The organism is Azospirillum sp. TSH58 (genome assembly GCF_003119115.1).
In the GTDB taxonomy this organism is placed as follows: Bacteria; Pseudomonadota; Alphaproteobacteria; order Azospirillales; family Azospirillaceae; genus Azospirillum.
Genome location: NZ_CP022366.1, coordinates 324,400 through 339,664, shown reverse-complemented (window position 1 = coordinate 339,664; position 15,265 = coordinate 324,400). Strand labels below are relative to the sequence as shown.

The 15,265-nt window shown below is 69.7% G+C and carries 14 protein-coding genes; 10 read left to right on the top strand and 4 right to left on the bottom strand.

The window, feature by feature from the left end:
• Window positions 1-12: 12 nt before the first annotated feature.
• On the bottom strand, window positions 13-711 hold the full coding sequence (locus TSH58p_RS20225; RefSeq protein WP_256380067.1) for a YitT family protein: 699 nt from the start codon (window positions 709-711) through the stop codon (window positions 13-15).
• A gap of 438 nt (window positions 712-1,149) precedes the next feature.
• Here TSH58p_RS20225 and TSH58p_RS20220 point away from each other — a divergent pair, with 438 nt between their 5' ends.
• From TSH58p_RS20220 to TSH58p_RS20165, 10 genes are all read left to right on the top strand, one after another.
• The gene (locus TSH58p_RS20220; protein WP_014200159.1) at window positions 1,150-1,440 is read left to right on the top strand and encodes a RebB family R body protein; all 291 of its coding nucleotides are present in this window, start codon (window positions 1,150-1,152) and stop codon (window positions 1,438-1,440) included.
• Window positions 1,441-1,540: 100 nt separating this feature from the next.
• Window positions 1,541-1,810, top strand: coding sequence for a RebB family R body protein (locus tag TSH58p_RS20215; protein WP_014200160.1), 270 nt, complete (start codon window positions 1,541-1,543; stop codon window positions 1,808-1,810).
• A gap of 91 nt (window positions 1,811-1,901) precedes the next feature.
• Window positions 1,902-2,168, top strand: a complete 267-nt coding sequence (locus TSH58p_RS20210; RefSeq protein WP_014200161.1) for a RebB family R body protein — start codon at window positions 1,902-1,904, stop codon at window positions 2,166-2,168.
• Between the two features lie 96 nt (window positions 2,169-2,264).
• Window positions 2,265-2,537, top strand: coding sequence for a RebB family R body protein (locus tag TSH58p_RS20205; RefSeq protein WP_014200162.1), 273 nt, complete (start codon window positions 2,265-2,267; stop codon window positions 2,535-2,537).
• A gap of 125 nt (window positions 2,538-2,662) precedes the next feature.
• Window positions 2,663-2,896 (top strand): RebB family R body protein, encoded by a 234-nt coding sequence (locus tag TSH58p_RS20200; protein ID WP_109072645.1) that lies wholly within the window; start codon window positions 2,663-2,665, stop codon window positions 2,894-2,896.
• The gene (locus tag TSH58p_RS34155; RefSeq protein WP_247895535.1) at window positions 2,893-3,468 is read left to right on the top strand and encodes a RebB family R body protein; all 576 of its coding nucleotides are present in this window, start codon (window positions 2,893-2,895) and stop codon (window positions 3,466-3,468) included. The genes TSH58p_RS20200 and TSH58p_RS34155 overlap by 4 nt, the downstream gene beginning before the upstream one ends.
• A gap of 61 nt (window positions 3,469-3,529) precedes the next feature.
• The gene (locus tag TSH58p_RS20185) at window positions 3,530-3,880 is read left to right on the top strand and encodes a hypothetical protein (RefSeq protein ID WP_014200165.1); all 351 of its coding nucleotides are present in this window, start codon (window positions 3,530-3,532) and stop codon (window positions 3,878-3,880) included.
• A 22-nt stretch (window positions 3,881-3,902) separates the two neighbouring features.
• Window positions 3,903-4,979 carry a hypothetical protein gene (locus TSH58p_RS34585; protein ID WP_109071955.1) on the top strand — a complete coding sequence of 359 codons (1,077 nt, stop codon included), beginning with the start codon at window positions 3,903-3,905 and terminating at the stop codon, window positions 4,977-4,979.
• A 386-nt stretch (window positions 4,980-5,365) separates the two neighbouring features.
• Complete coding sequence (locus TSH58p_RS20170) at window positions 5,366-5,806, top strand: hypothetical protein (RefSeq protein WP_109071957.1); 441 nt, start codon at window positions 5,366-5,368, stop codon at window positions 5,804-5,806.
• Window positions 5,807-5,933: 127 nt separating this feature from the next.
• Window positions 5,934-9,455 (top strand): hypothetical protein, encoded by a 3,522-nt coding sequence (locus TSH58p_RS20165; protein ID WP_146205932.1) that lies wholly within the window; start codon window positions 5,934-5,936, stop codon window positions 9,453-9,455.
• A gap of 157 nt (window positions 9,456-9,612) precedes the next feature.
• On the opposite strand, the gene TSH58p_RS20160 is transcribed toward TSH58p_RS20165, so the two are convergent.
• The 3 genes from TSH58p_RS20160 to adhE all read right to left on the bottom strand — a co-directional run bounded on the left by TSH58p_RS20160 (window position 9,613) and on the right by adhE (window position 15,180).
• Complete coding sequence (locus TSH58p_RS20160; RefSeq protein WP_109071959.1) at window positions 9,613-10,413, bottom strand: hypothetical protein; 801 nt, start codon at window positions 10,411-10,413, stop codon at window positions 9,613-9,615.
• Window positions 10,414-10,575: 162 nt separating this feature from the next.
• Window positions 10,576-12,225, bottom strand: coding sequence for an AraC family transcriptional regulator (locus TSH58p_RS20155; protein ID WP_199230216.1), 1,650 nt, complete (start codon window positions 12,223-12,225; stop codon window positions 10,576-10,578).
• Between the two features lie 294 nt (window positions 12,226-12,519).
• Window positions 12,520-15,180 carry a bifunctional acetaldehyde-CoA/alcohol dehydrogenase gene (gene adhE, locus TSH58p_RS20150; RefSeq protein ID WP_109071960.1) on the bottom strand — a complete coding sequence of 887 codons (2,661 nt, stop codon included), beginning with the start codon at window positions 15,178-15,180 and terminating at the stop codon, window positions 12,520-12,522.
• Window positions 15,181-15,265 lie beyond the last annotated feature (85 nt).

Below are 15,265 nucleotides of genomic sequence, written 5' to 3'. Positions count from 1 at the left end.
CGGAAACGGCCCTCAGCGGGCCACGTACCAGTCCGTCCGGTGGTTGAAGGCGACGAAGGCGTTGAGCACCGCCGCCCCCAGCATCGAGGCCACCACCGCCTTCCCGTCGATCACGAAGACCGCCATGGAGAAGATCACCACGTCGAACATGGCCTGGAGCCAGCCGGCGCGGAAGCCCGTCTTCTCCTGGATGTAGAAGGCGAGAATGCCCACCCCGCCGCCGCTGGAGCCGTGGCGGAACAGGCCGATGACCCCGATTCCGATGCAGAAGCCCGCCAGAACCGCCGCCACGTAGGGGTGCAGCGCGTCGTAGCGGATCGCCTGCGGCGCCAGCGTGGTCAGCACCGAGATGCTCGTGACCGCCAGAAGCGACTTTGCGGTGAACCGCCAGCCGATGCGCGCCAGCGCCAGCGCGTAGAAGGGCAGGTTCACCACGAAGAACACCGGCCCGAAATCCAGCCCCGTGGCGTAGGCGATGACGAAGGACAGCCCCGCCGCCTGCCCGGTGATCAATCCGGCGGCATGCAGTATGGAAATCCCGAACGCGGTCATGATGATGCCGAACAGCTGCCCCTGCGCATTATCAAATGCGCTGTGCGACGCCCGTTTGGCTTCATTTGTTGCAGCGGCAGTGTTGGCGGGTACGGATACTGCACTTTTCCTGAGCACGCTGGGCACCTTCCAGACTTCATTCCTTTTCGACTGTACCATCAAAGACCAGACCAAGAATAGAGCGGCGTGGTTTCGTTCGCCACTCCCGCAATCCGTGGGCATCGCCGCTTCGCATCCCCGTCGTCCGGTCCCTCGCCGTCGATTCCGCCGGATGACGCCGGTCCTCCGCGGCGGGGACGGGGGCGCCGGGACACGGAATTGCACGGCAATGCATCCACCGTTGCGCCCATCACGCAAGAATCGGTCGCGGCGGAGCCACACGCTTTCCCCGCATCCCCCGCCACGGCGCAACCCAAGCGCACAAAAATCGCGCGGTCCGACGGATTCTTTCGCCGGATAGACCAATCTTGCGGGACGGCACATCGCTACAGTCGCACCGTCAGCCGTTCACACGCCTCATGGTCGCATGCGGCTGTGTGAATGATCGACGCCACCAGCGGCCGCCTTTGAAACCGGCCCCACCAGTGAGGAAAGACAATGGCATTTCCGACCGCCGTGAACGACCAGATCACCGATTCCGTCACCCAGGCCAACACCAAGGTTCTGGGCGACGCTCCGGCGATCGCCATGGGCAACCTGTTCCAGGCCACGGCCCAGGCGCTGGCCAACGCGGCCCACAACGCCACCAACGCCCAGCAGCAGTCCTACGTGACCGCGCAGGCCGCCACCACCCAGGGCGTGGCCACGCTCTACTCGATCGACACCGCCTCCACCGGCGTGGCGACGAAGAGCATCCTCAGCACCGGCGTCAAGGGCCTCGGCTCGTAAGCCGGACCCGCGCCGCCGTCGACGTTTCAAACCACCTGCGCCACCCCGCCTTCCATGACGGACGGCGGGCGGGCGGCAGGCAACCGAAGAGGACGAACAAATGGCTTTCCCGACCGCCGTGAACGACCAGATCACCGATTCCGTCACCCAGGCCAACACCAAGGTCCTGGGCGACGCTCCGGCGATCGCCATGGGCAACCTGTTCCAGGCCACGGCCCAGGCGCTGGCCAACGCGGCCCACAACGCCACCAACAACCAGCAGCAGTCCTACGTGACCATGCAGGCCGCCACGACGATGGGCGTCGCCACGCTCTACTCGATCGACACCGCCTCCACCGGCGTCGCCACCAAGTCGATCCTGGGGAGCTGATGAGCCGACCGGCCAGGACCGGGCGCCCGCGGGCATCCGGAACGGGCCGCCGGCCATCCATCCCGAACCATTCGCCAAGGAATAACGTCAGATGGCTTTCCCGACGGCAGTCAACAGCCAGATCACCGATTCCGTAGCCCAGAGCAACGTCCAGGTCGTTGGCAGCTCGCCGGCGATCGCCATGGGCAACCTGTACCAGGCCACCGCCCAGGCGCTGGCCAACGCGGCCCACAACGCGACCCTGGCGCAGCAGCAGATGTACGTCACGGCGCAGGCCGCCACGACGACGGGCGTCGCGATGCTCTACTCCATCGACACCGCGACCACCGGCGCCGCCACGTCGAAGCTCCTCGGCTGACCGGACGGCGGACGCGGCGCCCGCCGCCGTCCGCCGTACCGCCGCCGGCGCTTTGGCCTCGAACCAACGCAACATCTGATGTAAGGAGCAAACACGATGGCTTTCCCGACCGCCCTGAACAACCAGATCACGGACTCGGTCTCCCAGGTCAACACCAAGGTCCTGGGCGACGCCCCGGCCGTCGCGATGGGCAACCTGTTCGTCGCCACCAGCCAGGCGCTGTCGAACGCGGCCCACAACGCCACGAACAACCAGCAGCAGTCCTACGTGGTGATGCAGGCGGCCACCACGCAGGGCCTGTCGACCCTGTACTCGGTCGACACGGCCTCGACCGGCGTCGTCACCACCCAGATCCTGGGCCTCTCCTAAGGAGAGCCGGCGGGCCGCCCTCGGGACACCGGGGGCGGCCTCCGCCGCAGGTTGAAGCGCCCGGTCGCGCATAACCCCGTGTCCGCAGAAGCCAGTGGCAGGAGCCTGAAGGCAGGAGTGCGTGAATGCCGGACGGAAGCTCCGCCAGCCTTGCGGGATCGGTCGCGGCGAACACGGCGATACCGCTTGGCCTGGCCCCATCCCTGGCGATGGACATGACCTACGTCGCCATGGCCGACAGCCTCGGCCTGGCCATGCAGAACGCCGTCGCCAACCAGCAGCGCGCCCAGGTCATCACCGAGGCCGCGCTCGCCCAGGTCCTCACGCTGATCATCACCAAGGGAACCGCAAAATCATGAGCGACGAAGGCACCGTGAACACCCAGGTGATCGACGCGACGTCGGACATCGTCACGCTTCTGACGGGACAGTCCCCCGCGCAGTCGTTCGCCATGCTCGACGCCGTGATGGTCGAGACGCTCGGCATGGCGATGCACAACGCCGTGCACCGCCAGCAGAACGCCGGCATGGTCAATTCCGCCGCGGTCACCGCCGCCTGCGCCAAGATGCTGTCCGTGCCCTTCCCGACCACGCCCCCGCCGCCGCCCTCGGGCTCGTCCACCTCCGGCGGCAACGCGTCCCCCCTGCAGCCGCTGACCCCGCTGCTGACGACCTCGCTCACCACGCTGCCCTCCACGGTCACCGGGGGCGCCGGGAACAGCACCGTCGCCGGTGGCACCGGAAACGGCACCGTCACCGGCGGCACCGGGAACGGCACCGTCACCGGCGGCACCGGGAACAGCACCGTCGCCGGCGGCACCGGGAACGGCACCGTCACCGGCGGCACCGGGAACAGCACCGTCGCCGGCGGCACCGGGAACGGCACCGTCACCGGCGGCACCGGAAACAGCACCGTCACCGGCGGATCGTGATTGATCCCGCGCCCATCCCCCAGCGGCCGGTCTCCCAGGCCACAACGAGCGAGGAGCCTTCATGTCGGAGCCCACGAAGGTCAATGCCCAGATCATTGACGTCATAAACCAGACGCAGACGGCGACCATGAGCCAGCAGGTCGTCACCACCAGCGGCGCGGGAAAGGCCTATCAGGCGGTCGCCCAGTCCACGGCCATGGCCGTGCAGGACGCGACGGACACGCTGCGCAACGTCTCGACCATCGCCACCACGGCGATCGGCGTGGCGATGGCGCAGCTTCTGGCGACGGGCGACCCGAAATACGTCACCGCCCTGACCCAGGCCCAGGGAATGATGACGAGCGCCGCCAACGACTTCACCAGCATCGGTACCGCGGCCTCCACGGTCCTGAATAGCTTCCCGTCGAGCTGACCCTTACGCAGGTGTCCCCACCATGACCGTCTCTGTCGCCAACAAGATGATCCAGAACCGCGCCGGGCTCACCGACCTGGGGCGGCTTGCGCTCGCCTTCATCGATGGCGGGTCGGAGTGGCTCGACTGGGCCATCAGCAACGCCGGTCCGCGCTACGATTTCCCGGACGAGAGCACGCTCGTGGAGCAGGTCCAGCAGGGTCTTCACGCCACGCGGCTGGCCCTGCTGCCCAATCTGAAGCTGATGGTCAGCCCGGTGAAGCTGATGACGCTGGGGGTGGACAGCCTGCGCACGCTGGCCGATGCCGAATCCGGCGACACCAGCGCCACGGTGTCGGCCCAGGTCAAGCGCATCCTCGCCGACCATAACCTTCTGACGCAGGACGATTTTGCCGCCAGCGCGTCCTTCCTCTCGGGCCTGGGTGTCTCCGGGGCTCCGGTCTTCCAGTTCATGGGCTTCGACGAGCAGCTGGCCGTGCAGGAACTGCTCTACCGCAAGGAAAGCCAGGGGACGGCGAACCCAGAGCTTCAGAAGGAGGCGGCCGCCTTCGCGGTGGATCAGGCGCGCACCGTGCAGGAGTTCGCGGACTATTATCAGTTCTATCTGATCTACGTGAACCGGCTGGGCTCCCTGACCGCGACGCCCGACGACCGGAAGAAGCGGGCCGGCGGCGCGCTGGACACCATCCTGCCGCAGCTCTTCGGCTTTCTGGAATGCCCGCAGGTCGCCCCGCTGGCCGCCCCGGCGGAGGTGGCGCGGGCCGTCTCCAACTGGCAGAAGCGCGGCCGGCCGATCGGCTTCGCCCGCCTGTCGGACGGGGCGCTGCAGATCGTCCGCGACACCGCCTTCCGGGACGAGACCGGCGACGCGGTGCGCGTGCTGGTGGCCGCCTATCTGGCCGGGGCGCAGGCCCTGCTGTCGGCGACGCCGCCGCAGCGCGGCATCATGGGCCAGGATGGCGCGTCCTGCCTGTTCCCCATCTTCGGCAAGGGCAACCAGGCAGAAATCCAGATGGGATCCGGGGGGGTGATCTCGCTGCGCTGCTTTCGCCCCGATCCCCCCGCCGCCACCACAGCCGTCACCACCGCCGCCGCCTGACTCGCCTCAACGGGCGGCGACCGGGGCGGCCCCTTCTGCACCGCCCTGTGCACCGCCTTCTGCGCCGCCCACTGCGCCGCCCACGCCGATTGCCGCGGCGGCACCGCCGCCCACGCCGATTGCCACGGCGGCACCGCCGCCCACGCCGATTGCCACGGCGGCACCGCCGCCGACGCGGACGGGCCCGGCGGCAGGCGCACCGCAAAACCAAACCGGACGAAGGAGATCGAAGGATGGGCGTTTCCCAGCCACCCAGCAGCCCGCCCCCTGACGCGGCGCCCACTCCGGCGGCGCCGGATACGCCGGCTCCGGCGGCGCCTGCGGCGCCTATGGTGAATGCGGCGCCTGCGGCGCCTGTGGTGAATGCGCCGCCTGCGGCGCCCGCGATGAATGCGCCGTCGCCGGAGCCCGTGGCGGCGCCCGACACGGCGCCGTTCGAGGCGGGCACCAAGACGCCCGCCGAAATCGCCAGCGCGCTGCTCGACCACGCGGTGAAGAGCGTGAACGCCGCCGCCGAGCAGGCGCTGGCCGCCGTCGAACAGGCCATCCAGCTCGCCGGCCACGCGGTGGAGGCGATCCCCGGCCTGACCGCGCATCCCGGCGGCCACGCCGACGAACAGGGCGCGATGTCCCAGGCGAACGAGGCGATGTCGCAGGCGCTCCAGGCCGCCAGCGGGGCCGGCGCCGGCGGTCAGGCGATGCAGCAGGCCAGCGAGCAGCAGCAGAAGGCCGTCACCGCGGCCAACGAGGCGGCGCAGCAGGCCATGGCCGCGGCCAGCGCCCAGATCGCGCGGGCGATGAACAGCAAGGGCGACCCGGCCCTCTGACCCCGCCGCCACCGACCTGCCCGCTCCGGAGCGACCGCGACGCTGCGCGGTCCCCCGGCGCGCGCGGGTCGGGAGCGTTTCCGCCAGGTTCCGCCCCTGTCCCCAACCGAGCCGAAGGACATTCCGCATGCCGTCCCGCACGCGCCGGAGATTGATCGTTGTCGCGCCCGAAGCCCTGCCCTTCGCCCCGCCCGCCACCCCGGTGGAGGCGAGCATGGACGCGGTGGCCGCCGCCGCGACGCAGGCGCTGGGTCTGCCGGTCGCGCCGTCCTCCCAGCGCGACGCCGCGCACGGCTGGACCGCGGCCGCCGTGCACCCGCTCCAGCCCTCCCAATCCGCCTGGCTGCGGATGGTGCGCGGGTCCTCCTTCGGGATCGCCGCCACCGGCGAGCGCGCCGCCATCGAGACCGCCGCCATGGGGCGGCTGTTCGTGGCGGGCGAGGGAGCGCCGGCCCTGCTGGGCGTGCCGCCCGGAGCGGTCTACGAGGGCGAGCGCTTTCCCCTTCCCGACGACCGGTTGACGGCCGCCCGCCGCCTGCTGAAGCAGGCGCTGGCCATCGCCGGCGAGGCGAAGGACGGACAGCCCATCGGGTCCGACGCCATCTCGCGCCGGCTGCGCAGCGTCCGCGACATCCTGCTGCCGCTGATCGAGGCCTATGCCGGACCGGCCGAGGCGGGCGGCGCCTCCCTCCCACCGGGCCCCTTCCGGGAGGAGCGGCGCCAGCTTCGCGGTCTCGACCAGGACATGGCGGCGGCGCAGAGCTGGGACGCGGTGGAAGCCATCATGGCCGGTCTCGCCCGGATCATCGATGAGCTGGGCGAGGCGGCGCTGGCCGCCGGGGGCGTCCATCTCTCCTACGGCGCCGAGGCGGCCTGCCGCCTCCAGCTCGCCATCCGCTTCAAGGTCGCGTCCGACGGCCCGGTTCCAGCGGGCCGTCTGGCCGACGCCGACCGGGTGCTGACGCGCCTCCTCAACGGCGGCTATCCGCAATTGGCGGACTGGCTGTGCGGCCGCCTGCGGGCGCTGGCCCGGCAGGCGGCGGAGAGCGATCCGTCCGGAAACAGCCGCTTCATCGTCCTGGAGGACGGGCGCGCGGGGGCCCGCGGGTGGGCCGTCCGGATCCTCGTCAACCCCGGCCTGCCGGCCCCGGCCTGGTTCGCGCTGTTCCGGCGTCTGCACAACCTCCTCGTCATGGCCCTGTTCTCGCTGAAGCTGGAGCTGTACGGGCTGCTTTACCGGCTGGCCGGCGCGGCGCCGGCGGACAGTCCGTTGGCGGAAAGCCCGATGACGGACGGCGCCGACGAGGCGGCGGCGCGCGGCGGCGGGCGGGGAGTCCTGGAGTACGGGCGCAACGGCTGCGCCGCCGTGCTGGTCGACGTGACCATCCCGCGCCACGGCACCCTGGCCCTCCAACAGCAATGGCGGCGCTTCACCGGCGACGTCCGGCTCGAGGACGGGCTGCCGCGGCCGGGAGCGGCCTACCGCATCACCTCGGCCCTGCGGGCGGTCGATGCCCTGTGCCGTTCCGCGCCCCCACCAGGGAACGCCGCTCCGGCGCTGATCTCCCGGCTGAACGGCCTGCTCGCCGGGCAGGACCAGGCCACGGCGGACGGCATCGCGGCGATCCGCGCCCGCATCCGGGAAGGCGTCGTCCCGCTGTCCCTCAAGGCCATCGACGGGCTGGGCGACGCCACGGCGCGGCGCCTGCTCGTCGTGATCCTGGAACAGTTTTGCCAGGGCTACGGCCTCGCCACCGACAAGGCGCTGGCGACGGCCTTCGACCGCTGGTTCGCCGCCGCGGTTCCCAACTACGCGGATCTGGCCGACCTGCCCGCGACGGTGTCGGCGGCCATCAAGGCGGCCAAGGACAAGGGCGCCTGGAGCGACGAGACCACGCCCACCGCGGGCGCCGTGGGATTCGGCCTCTGGGTGTCGGCGGCCATGGAAAGCCATCTGGAGAAGCGCGCGTCCTTCCTGCGCGACCGCTTCGAAGAATCCAGCTCGCTGCTGACCTGCCTGACGTCCCTGCCCTCCCCGGAGGAGGCGCGGAACGGTCCGGGCGTCCAGCCGGTCATCCAGGGCCCCTGGGCCGCGGCGCTGCAGTTGGAGCAGGCCCTGCCACGCCAAGGGAACGGCGCGGCGTCAGCCCCCGTCGACATCCTGCTTCAGGACGGCGTGTCCGGGCGCCCGCCCGACGAGCTCCTCACCGCCGCCGCCTCGCGGATCGCGGATTGGCTGGCCGCCCAACGCAGCGGCTTCGCGCTGGTCCGCGACGGCGGCCGGCTGTCCATCGTCTGGAACGAGGAGGTGGATCTCGGTCTCCTGCGCTATGCGCCGGTCGGGGCCACGCTCGCGGTGACGGGGTCCGCGCCGGGCGGGGCGCCCCCTTCGCTGATCCGGGGTCTGCCGGTCGCCGCCCTGTCCGACACGATCCGCGCGGTCCGCGAGAGCCTGGCGCAGACCGACGACGGCGCCGTCCGCAGCCGGCTCGCCGCCACGCTGAACGCCCTGACCGCCATCAGCCTGCGCAGCGGAGCGCCGGACGGCGCCGATCCGTCGGTGACGGCGCTGCGCCAGGGCCGGTGCCGCCATCTGATGCTGAGCAGCGCGGAGCAGGCGCAGGGCTCCGCCGCCGACTACCCGCGGAGCTACTACCCCGACGATGCCGTCCGGATCGTCCTCGACGACAATCCGGTCGATGCGGCGCGGCGGCTGGGCCCGTCCCCGACCGGGGCGGAGGAGCGGCGGACCCTGGATCTGCTCGTCGTGAACCAGGGCAGCGGCGGACGGAGCGCCGACGGCGAGCCGCTGCTGTCCCCCGGAACCTGGACGGCGGAGACCCTGGCCGCCAGCGTCGTCGCGCCCCTGGAGGCGTCCGGATGGACGGCACGGACCGTGGTTCTGGATTTCCCCTTCTCGGCCCAGATGCTGGAGGTGTTCGCCCCGCTGTGCGCCGGCGGGGGCCGGATCGTCATGACGCTGGGCGACAGCCTGGAGCCGATCATGGACCGGGGGATGTGGGGCGCCGTGCGGCCGGCGCTGGACCAGGGCGACGCCGAGGCGATCCGCGACGCCATCGACAAGCGGGTCGCGGCCATGACCGCCGCCGCGGTTGGCCGCCTGCATCTGGACGACATCCTGACCGCGTCCGACGCGGCGATCCACGAGCATCTCGCCAGCCATCCCGAGGGACGGGATGCGGTGTCGGTCCTGCGCTGCCTGAAGCCGATCGGCGACGTCCTGCAGGACCCGGACACGCCGCTGGACCGCATCGACGCGGTGCTGCGGGCGCTGCGCGGCAGGCCGCTGCCCAGGAACGACTTCGCGGCGGAGGACCAGGCTCTGCTCGACGCCTTCCCGCGTTCCGTCAGCGGCATGACGGCGGACACGCTGGACCGCTTCCGCACCGTCCTGCGCCAGCGGGTGGAAAGCGTCCTGTCCGATCGCCGATTCCGGATCGGCCTGGACCCGGCGTGGCTGGCCGGGCGGCCCCTGTACGGATCGCAGCCCGACGCCCTGTGGACCCTTCTCGGCGACCGTTGGGCCAACATTCTGGCCCTTGACCCCGGCCTCTCCCAGGGACAGGCGCACTTTGCCGTGTTCCATGGCGAAACCAGCGAAATCAGGCTGGTCGGCATGGCCGGCTGACCAGCCTCCGGGTGAGCCGCCCGCCGATGGGCCGGGGACGGGGACGGAGAGCCCTTCCAACCTCGGACGAAAGCCCGCCGCACCGGAACGGTTCCAAACCGTTCCGGTGCGGCCTTGCCGGTGCGAAATCACACCGCCGGGCGTCCGCTTGACGACATCAGAGTTTCGGCACCGCCGGTTCGTAACACAGGAACCGGCCGATCTGCATGGCGTCCAACACCGGCGTCAAAGTCCCCTTCCCATCCGTAACAAGAGGCGTGATGAATTCATTCATCTTATCGACCACACCAGACAAATAATCCAATCCACTATCGTTCATGTTGCTCGAATTTGCAATATTAATAATTCTCTTTACCGCCGAAATGCCGGCGGTGACGCAGTTGAACTTGTTTCTATTTTCATCAAGGCTGTACCAGCCATACATCATTTTATTGACAGAATTATCAAACAGATTTGATTTGTTCTGCTTCAATTCGGTTATCTTCTCGTTGAACAGATCATAGGCGGCCTCTGAAACGGGGATCGAAACGACACGCTTGGCGCCGTCCAGGAACATCACCTCGTCATTGTACCATTTTCCAGGTATGGCCCCGCCTTCCTTCAGAGTCGATGTGCTGGCGAAGCTGGACAAAAGCGATGCCGGATTGAAACCGGCAACCGACCTTTGCACATGTCCGCCATCGATCATTTCTGAAAATATTGCAAAATGACCCGCGTAGATGGACGCGATGCCCTGAAGCGTGCTTTCGCAAGGCGCGGTCAATTTAAAATATTTATAGATCCGCCACAGACCGGAGGCCTGATATCCAAGATTCTCCTGGCAGTACTGAAGGAATTCCGTCATGTCGATTCCTTCGGCATTCTGGAAATCGAAGAACTTGTCGAGTTCCCTGTTTCCGGCCCGGAAGGCCGCCTTCTGGCTGACGACGGAAATAAAGCCAACACTGTAAAGCGCCATGATTCCACCCGTTCTGTGATGCCGGCCTGGAGCCGGCCAAGGAAAAAGCGAAGGAATGCCGTCGCCGATGGGCGCCCGGGCGCGGACGCCGGGCGACGAGCATTCCGGTACGCTTCGGACGTTTCGCCGGCGGGGGGCGTGACGGTCGCCCCTCCGGCCGGCTCACCGGTGAGCGGCGGCGCCGGTCAGGTTGCGCCGGTACTCGCGGGGGCTTTCCCCGACGAGGCGGCGGAAGCTCTTCTCGAAATGGCTGAGGTCGCCGTACCCGACGCTCATCGCCACCTCGGTGATCGGCAGCCGCCGATCGACGGCCAGAAGCTCGCGCGCCTTGTGGATGCGGATGCGGCCCAGCAGGCCCTTGAAGGAGGTCTGAAGCTCCGTCCGGAACAGGTAGCTGAGGTGGGACGGGCTGACATGCGCCTGCCGGGACAGCTCGTCCAGCGTGATCGGGTCGGCGAAGCGCTCGCCCAGGAAGACCAGCGCCTTGCGCAGGCCGCCGTGCAGCCGGGCCAGGGCGTCCTGGTCGCGGGTCAGCGCGCAGCGCACCCAGTGGTCGGCGGGCGATGCCGCCGGCGGGGCAACGGACGCGGCCTCCGGATGGCCGTTCGGGTGGTCCACCGGATGGCCCACCGGATGAATGCCGGACTCCGCGTCCGCCGGCAGGACGCCGCCGACCATCCAGGGGGCATGGCGGCGCACGTCGCCGTGGCGGATCGGCCGGCCTCCAGTCATCACCGCCAGCCGGGCGATCACCCGCTCCAGTTCGAACAGGTTCTCCGGCCAGGAATGGGCCTTGCACAGGGCGATCAGCTCGTCGGTCCGCGTCTCGTCGGCGCGCCCGCCGTGGCGGTCGAGGGCGGCGAGGACCAGCGGCTCGATGTCCGCCGGCCGGTCGCGCAGCGGCGGCACGGTGGCGCACAGGAAATCCAGCTCGGCGAGCAGCGGGCGGGAGAAGCGCCCCTCCTCGGCCAGCCGCCGCAGGTCGGCGGTGGTCGAGGCAATGACCCGCGGCCCCCCCATCCCATTGCCCGCCCCGTTGCCGGGCATCGTCCAACCGTCCGGCGCGTCGAGCCATTGGCCGAGCTGGGACGGCATGTGCTGGACGATCTGCCCTTGCAGGGCCGGCGTCATCTCGTCCACGCCGCTGAGGAACAGGGTGCCCCCGGCGGCCCGCGCGAACCAGTCGGCGGGCGTGCCCGCCGGGTCCGCCCCGTTGACCTGGACGAAGGGGCCGTCGCGCCGCGGCCCGCAGCCGTGGATCGCCGCGGCGAGCTGGGCCTTCTCCGTTCCGAACTCCCCGGTCAGCAGGACGGGCAGCGCGCTGTGGGCGGCCTGTTCCAGGAAGGCGTCCAGCTCGCGCAGCGCCGGGCTCATGCCGACCATCATCAGGGGCCGACCGAACCGCCGCTCCGCCCAGCGCCGCACCTCGTAGCGCTTGGCCAGATAGCCGCATTGGCGGGCGACGTCGTGCAGGATGGGCGCTTCGGGCGCGGCGCCGTCCGGCGCGCGGTCGAGGACCAGCCGCATCTCGCCGACCGGCGCGTCGGCGTAGGTGATGGGCACCACCACCGCCTCCGGATCGGCCGCGGCGTCGTTGGGGTCGCCGTCCTCCGTCCAGCGAAGGCGGCCGCCCGCCCGGTCCTGGGCGAGCACCAGCGTGCCCATGTCCTGGAGCCACAGCGCCCCGCCGCGCAGCGGCGCGCGGTCGGCCAGCCGGCCCATCAGCCCGCCGATCAGGTCCGGCAGGCTGCGGAAATCGGCCGAGGCCGGGTGCAGGATCTCGTCCAGCGAGCCACAGACCGGCAAGGTCATCGCACCGCCTCCTTGGTAAAGCCGTGCCGCTTCTTCCGCGAGCGCCGGACCTTGAAGACGAATGCATGCATCGCGGGGCCGCGATGGCGGTAATCGGATTGATAGGATCGAATCATGACCGGAATCACCTGCCGCCGTTTCGGACAATGGGTTCACAGCCAATCGACGTTTCATGGCGTCAGGGCGTGAAGACTTCGGCAGACCGGCTTTTTTTCCGGACAAAAGAATGGGCCGCCCGGCGTCCGGTGTCCCGGCGCCGGGCGGCCCTGTCAGGCCCGGATCAACGTGAAAGGATCAGCGCGAACGGACCAGCGCCACCGGCTTGCGCTCCGCCCCGGCCTCCGGCGCCCGCTCCGCGTCCTCGGCGTAGGCGCGGCCGTAATAGCTGTCGAGCAGAAGCTGCCGGATCTCCGCGACCAGCGGGAAGCGCGGGTTGGCGCCGGTGCACTGGTCGTCGAAGGCGGCCTCGGCGATGGAGTCCAGGCGGGCCAGGAACTCCGCCTCCGGCACCCCGGCGGCCTGGATCGAGGCCGGAATGTCCAGCGTGCGCTTCAGCTCCTCCACCCAGGCGACCAGCGTTTCCACCCGCTCATGGTCGCGGCTGCCGCCGAGGCCCAGATGCCGGGCGATCTCGGCGTAGCGGGCGACGCCCTTGGGCCGGTCGTACTGGCTGAAGGCGGTCTGCTTGGTCGGGATGTCGGCGGCGTTGTAGCGGATGACGTTGGCGATCAGCAGCGCGTTGGCGACGCCGTGCGGCAGGTGGAACTCCGCCCCCAGCTTGTGCGCCATCGAATGGCAGACGCCGAGGAAGGCGTTGGCGAAGGCGATGCCGGCCAGCGTGGCGGCGCTGTGCACCTGCTCCCGCGCCTTGGGGTCCCGGGCGCCGTTGGCGTAGGCGGAGGGCAGATGCTCCTTCAGCAGCTTCAGCGCCTGCAGCGCCTGCCCGTCGGTGTACTCGTTCGCCAGGACGGAGACGTAGGCCTCCAGCGCGTGGGTCACCGCGTCGATGCCCCCGGCGGCGGTCAGGCCCTTCGGCATGTCCATCACCAGATTGGCGTCGATGATCGCCATGTTCGGCGTCAGTTCATAGTCCGCGATCGGGTACTTGATGCCGGTGCGCTCGTCGGTCACCACGGCGAAGGGCGTCACCTCCGACCCGGTGCCCGACGTGGTCGGGACGGCGACGAACTGCGCCTTCACCCCCAGCTTCGGGAAGGTGTAGATGCGCTTGCGGATGTCCATGAAGCGCAGGGCCAGATCCTCGAAGGCGACGTCCGGCGCCTCGTACATCACCCACATGATCTTGGCCGCGTCCATCGGCGAGCCGCCGCCCAGCGCCAGGATGACGTCCGGCTGGAAGGCGTTGGCGAGCGCCAGCCCGCGCCGCACCACCGCCAGGGTGGGGTCGGCGGCGACCTCGAAGAAGGTCTCCACCGCGAGGCCCAGCCCCTTGAGGATGCGCACGGTCTCGTCGACGTGGCCGTTCTCGAACAGGAAGCGGTCGGTGACGATCAGGCAGCGCCTCTTCCCGCGCAGCTCCTCCAGCGCGAAGGGCAGGCAGCCGCGGCGGAAATAGATGGATTTCGGCAGCTTGTGCCACAGCATGTTCTCGGCCCGCTTCGCCACGGTCTTGCGGTTGATGAGGTGCTGCGGCCCGACATTCTCGGAGATCGAATTGCCGCCCCAGGAGCCGCAGCCGAGCGTCAGCGACGGCGCCAGCCGGAAATTGTAGAGATCGCCGATGCCGCCCTGCGAGGAGGGCGTGTTGATCAGGATGCGCGCCGTCTTCATCGCCTGCCCGAAATGGCGGATGCGCTCCGGCTGCTGGTCCTGGTCGGTGTAGAGGGCGGAGGTGTGGCCGATGCCGCCCAGCGCGACCAGCGCCGCCGCCTTCTCGCAGGCGTCCATGAAGTCGCGGGCGCGGTAGAGCGCCAGGGTCGGCGACAGCTTCTCGTGGGCGAAGGGCTCGTCCTCGGTCACCGCCTCGACCTCGGCGATCAGCACCTTGGTGTGATTGGGCACGCTCAGCCCGGCCATGGCGGCGATGGCGCCCGCCGACTGGCCGACGATGTCGGCGTTCAGCGCGCCGTTCTTCAGCAGAACCTTGCGCACCGCGTCGGCGTCCGCCGCCGACAGGATGTGGCCGCCATGGTGGGCGAAGCGGTCGCGCACCGCGTCATAGACGGCGTCCACGACGATGGCCGACTGCTCCGACGCGCAGACCACGCCGTTGTCGAAGGTCTTGGACATCAGGATGGAGGCGACGGCACGCTTGATGTCGGCGAACTCGTCGATCACCGCCGGGGTGTTGCCGGCGCCGACGCCGATGGCCGGCTTGCCCGAGGAATAGGCCGCCTTGACCATGCCCGGCCCGCCGGTCGCCAGGATCAGGTTGATGTCGGGGTGGTGCATCACCGCGTTCGACAGCTCCACCGAGGGCTCGTCGATCCAGCCGATGATGTCCGGCGGCGCGCCGGCCTCCACCGCCGCCTGGAGCACGATCCGCGCGGCCTCGCAGGTCGCCTTGCGGGCGCGGGGGTGCGGCGAGAAGACGATGCCGTTGCGCGTCTTCAGGCTGATCAGCGCCTTGAAGATGGCCGTCGAGGTCGGGTTGGTCGTCGGCACGATGGCGCAGATCAGCCCCACCGGCTCGGCGATCGTCATGATGCCGTATTCCGGGTCCTCCTCGAGGATGCCGCAGGTCTTCTCGTCCTTGTACTTGTTGTAGATGTACTCGGAGGCGAAGTGGTTCTTGACGACCTTGTCCTCCATCACGCCCATGCGCGTCTCGGCGACCGCCAGCTTCGCCAGCGGGATGCGCGCGTTGGCCGCGGCCAGGGCGGCGCTGCGGAAAATGCGGTCCACGGTCTCCTGCGGGAAGCCGGCGTAGAGTTTCTGCGCCTCCCGGACGCGAAGGACGAGGTCGTTGAGGTCTGCAAGCGTGGTGACGGGCATATCGTGTCGCCTCTGCGGTTGGCGCGCCGCCGGCCCCTTCGGGCCGGACAAGGAAACCGGATGCGGGCGGGCTGAAGCCCTTCTG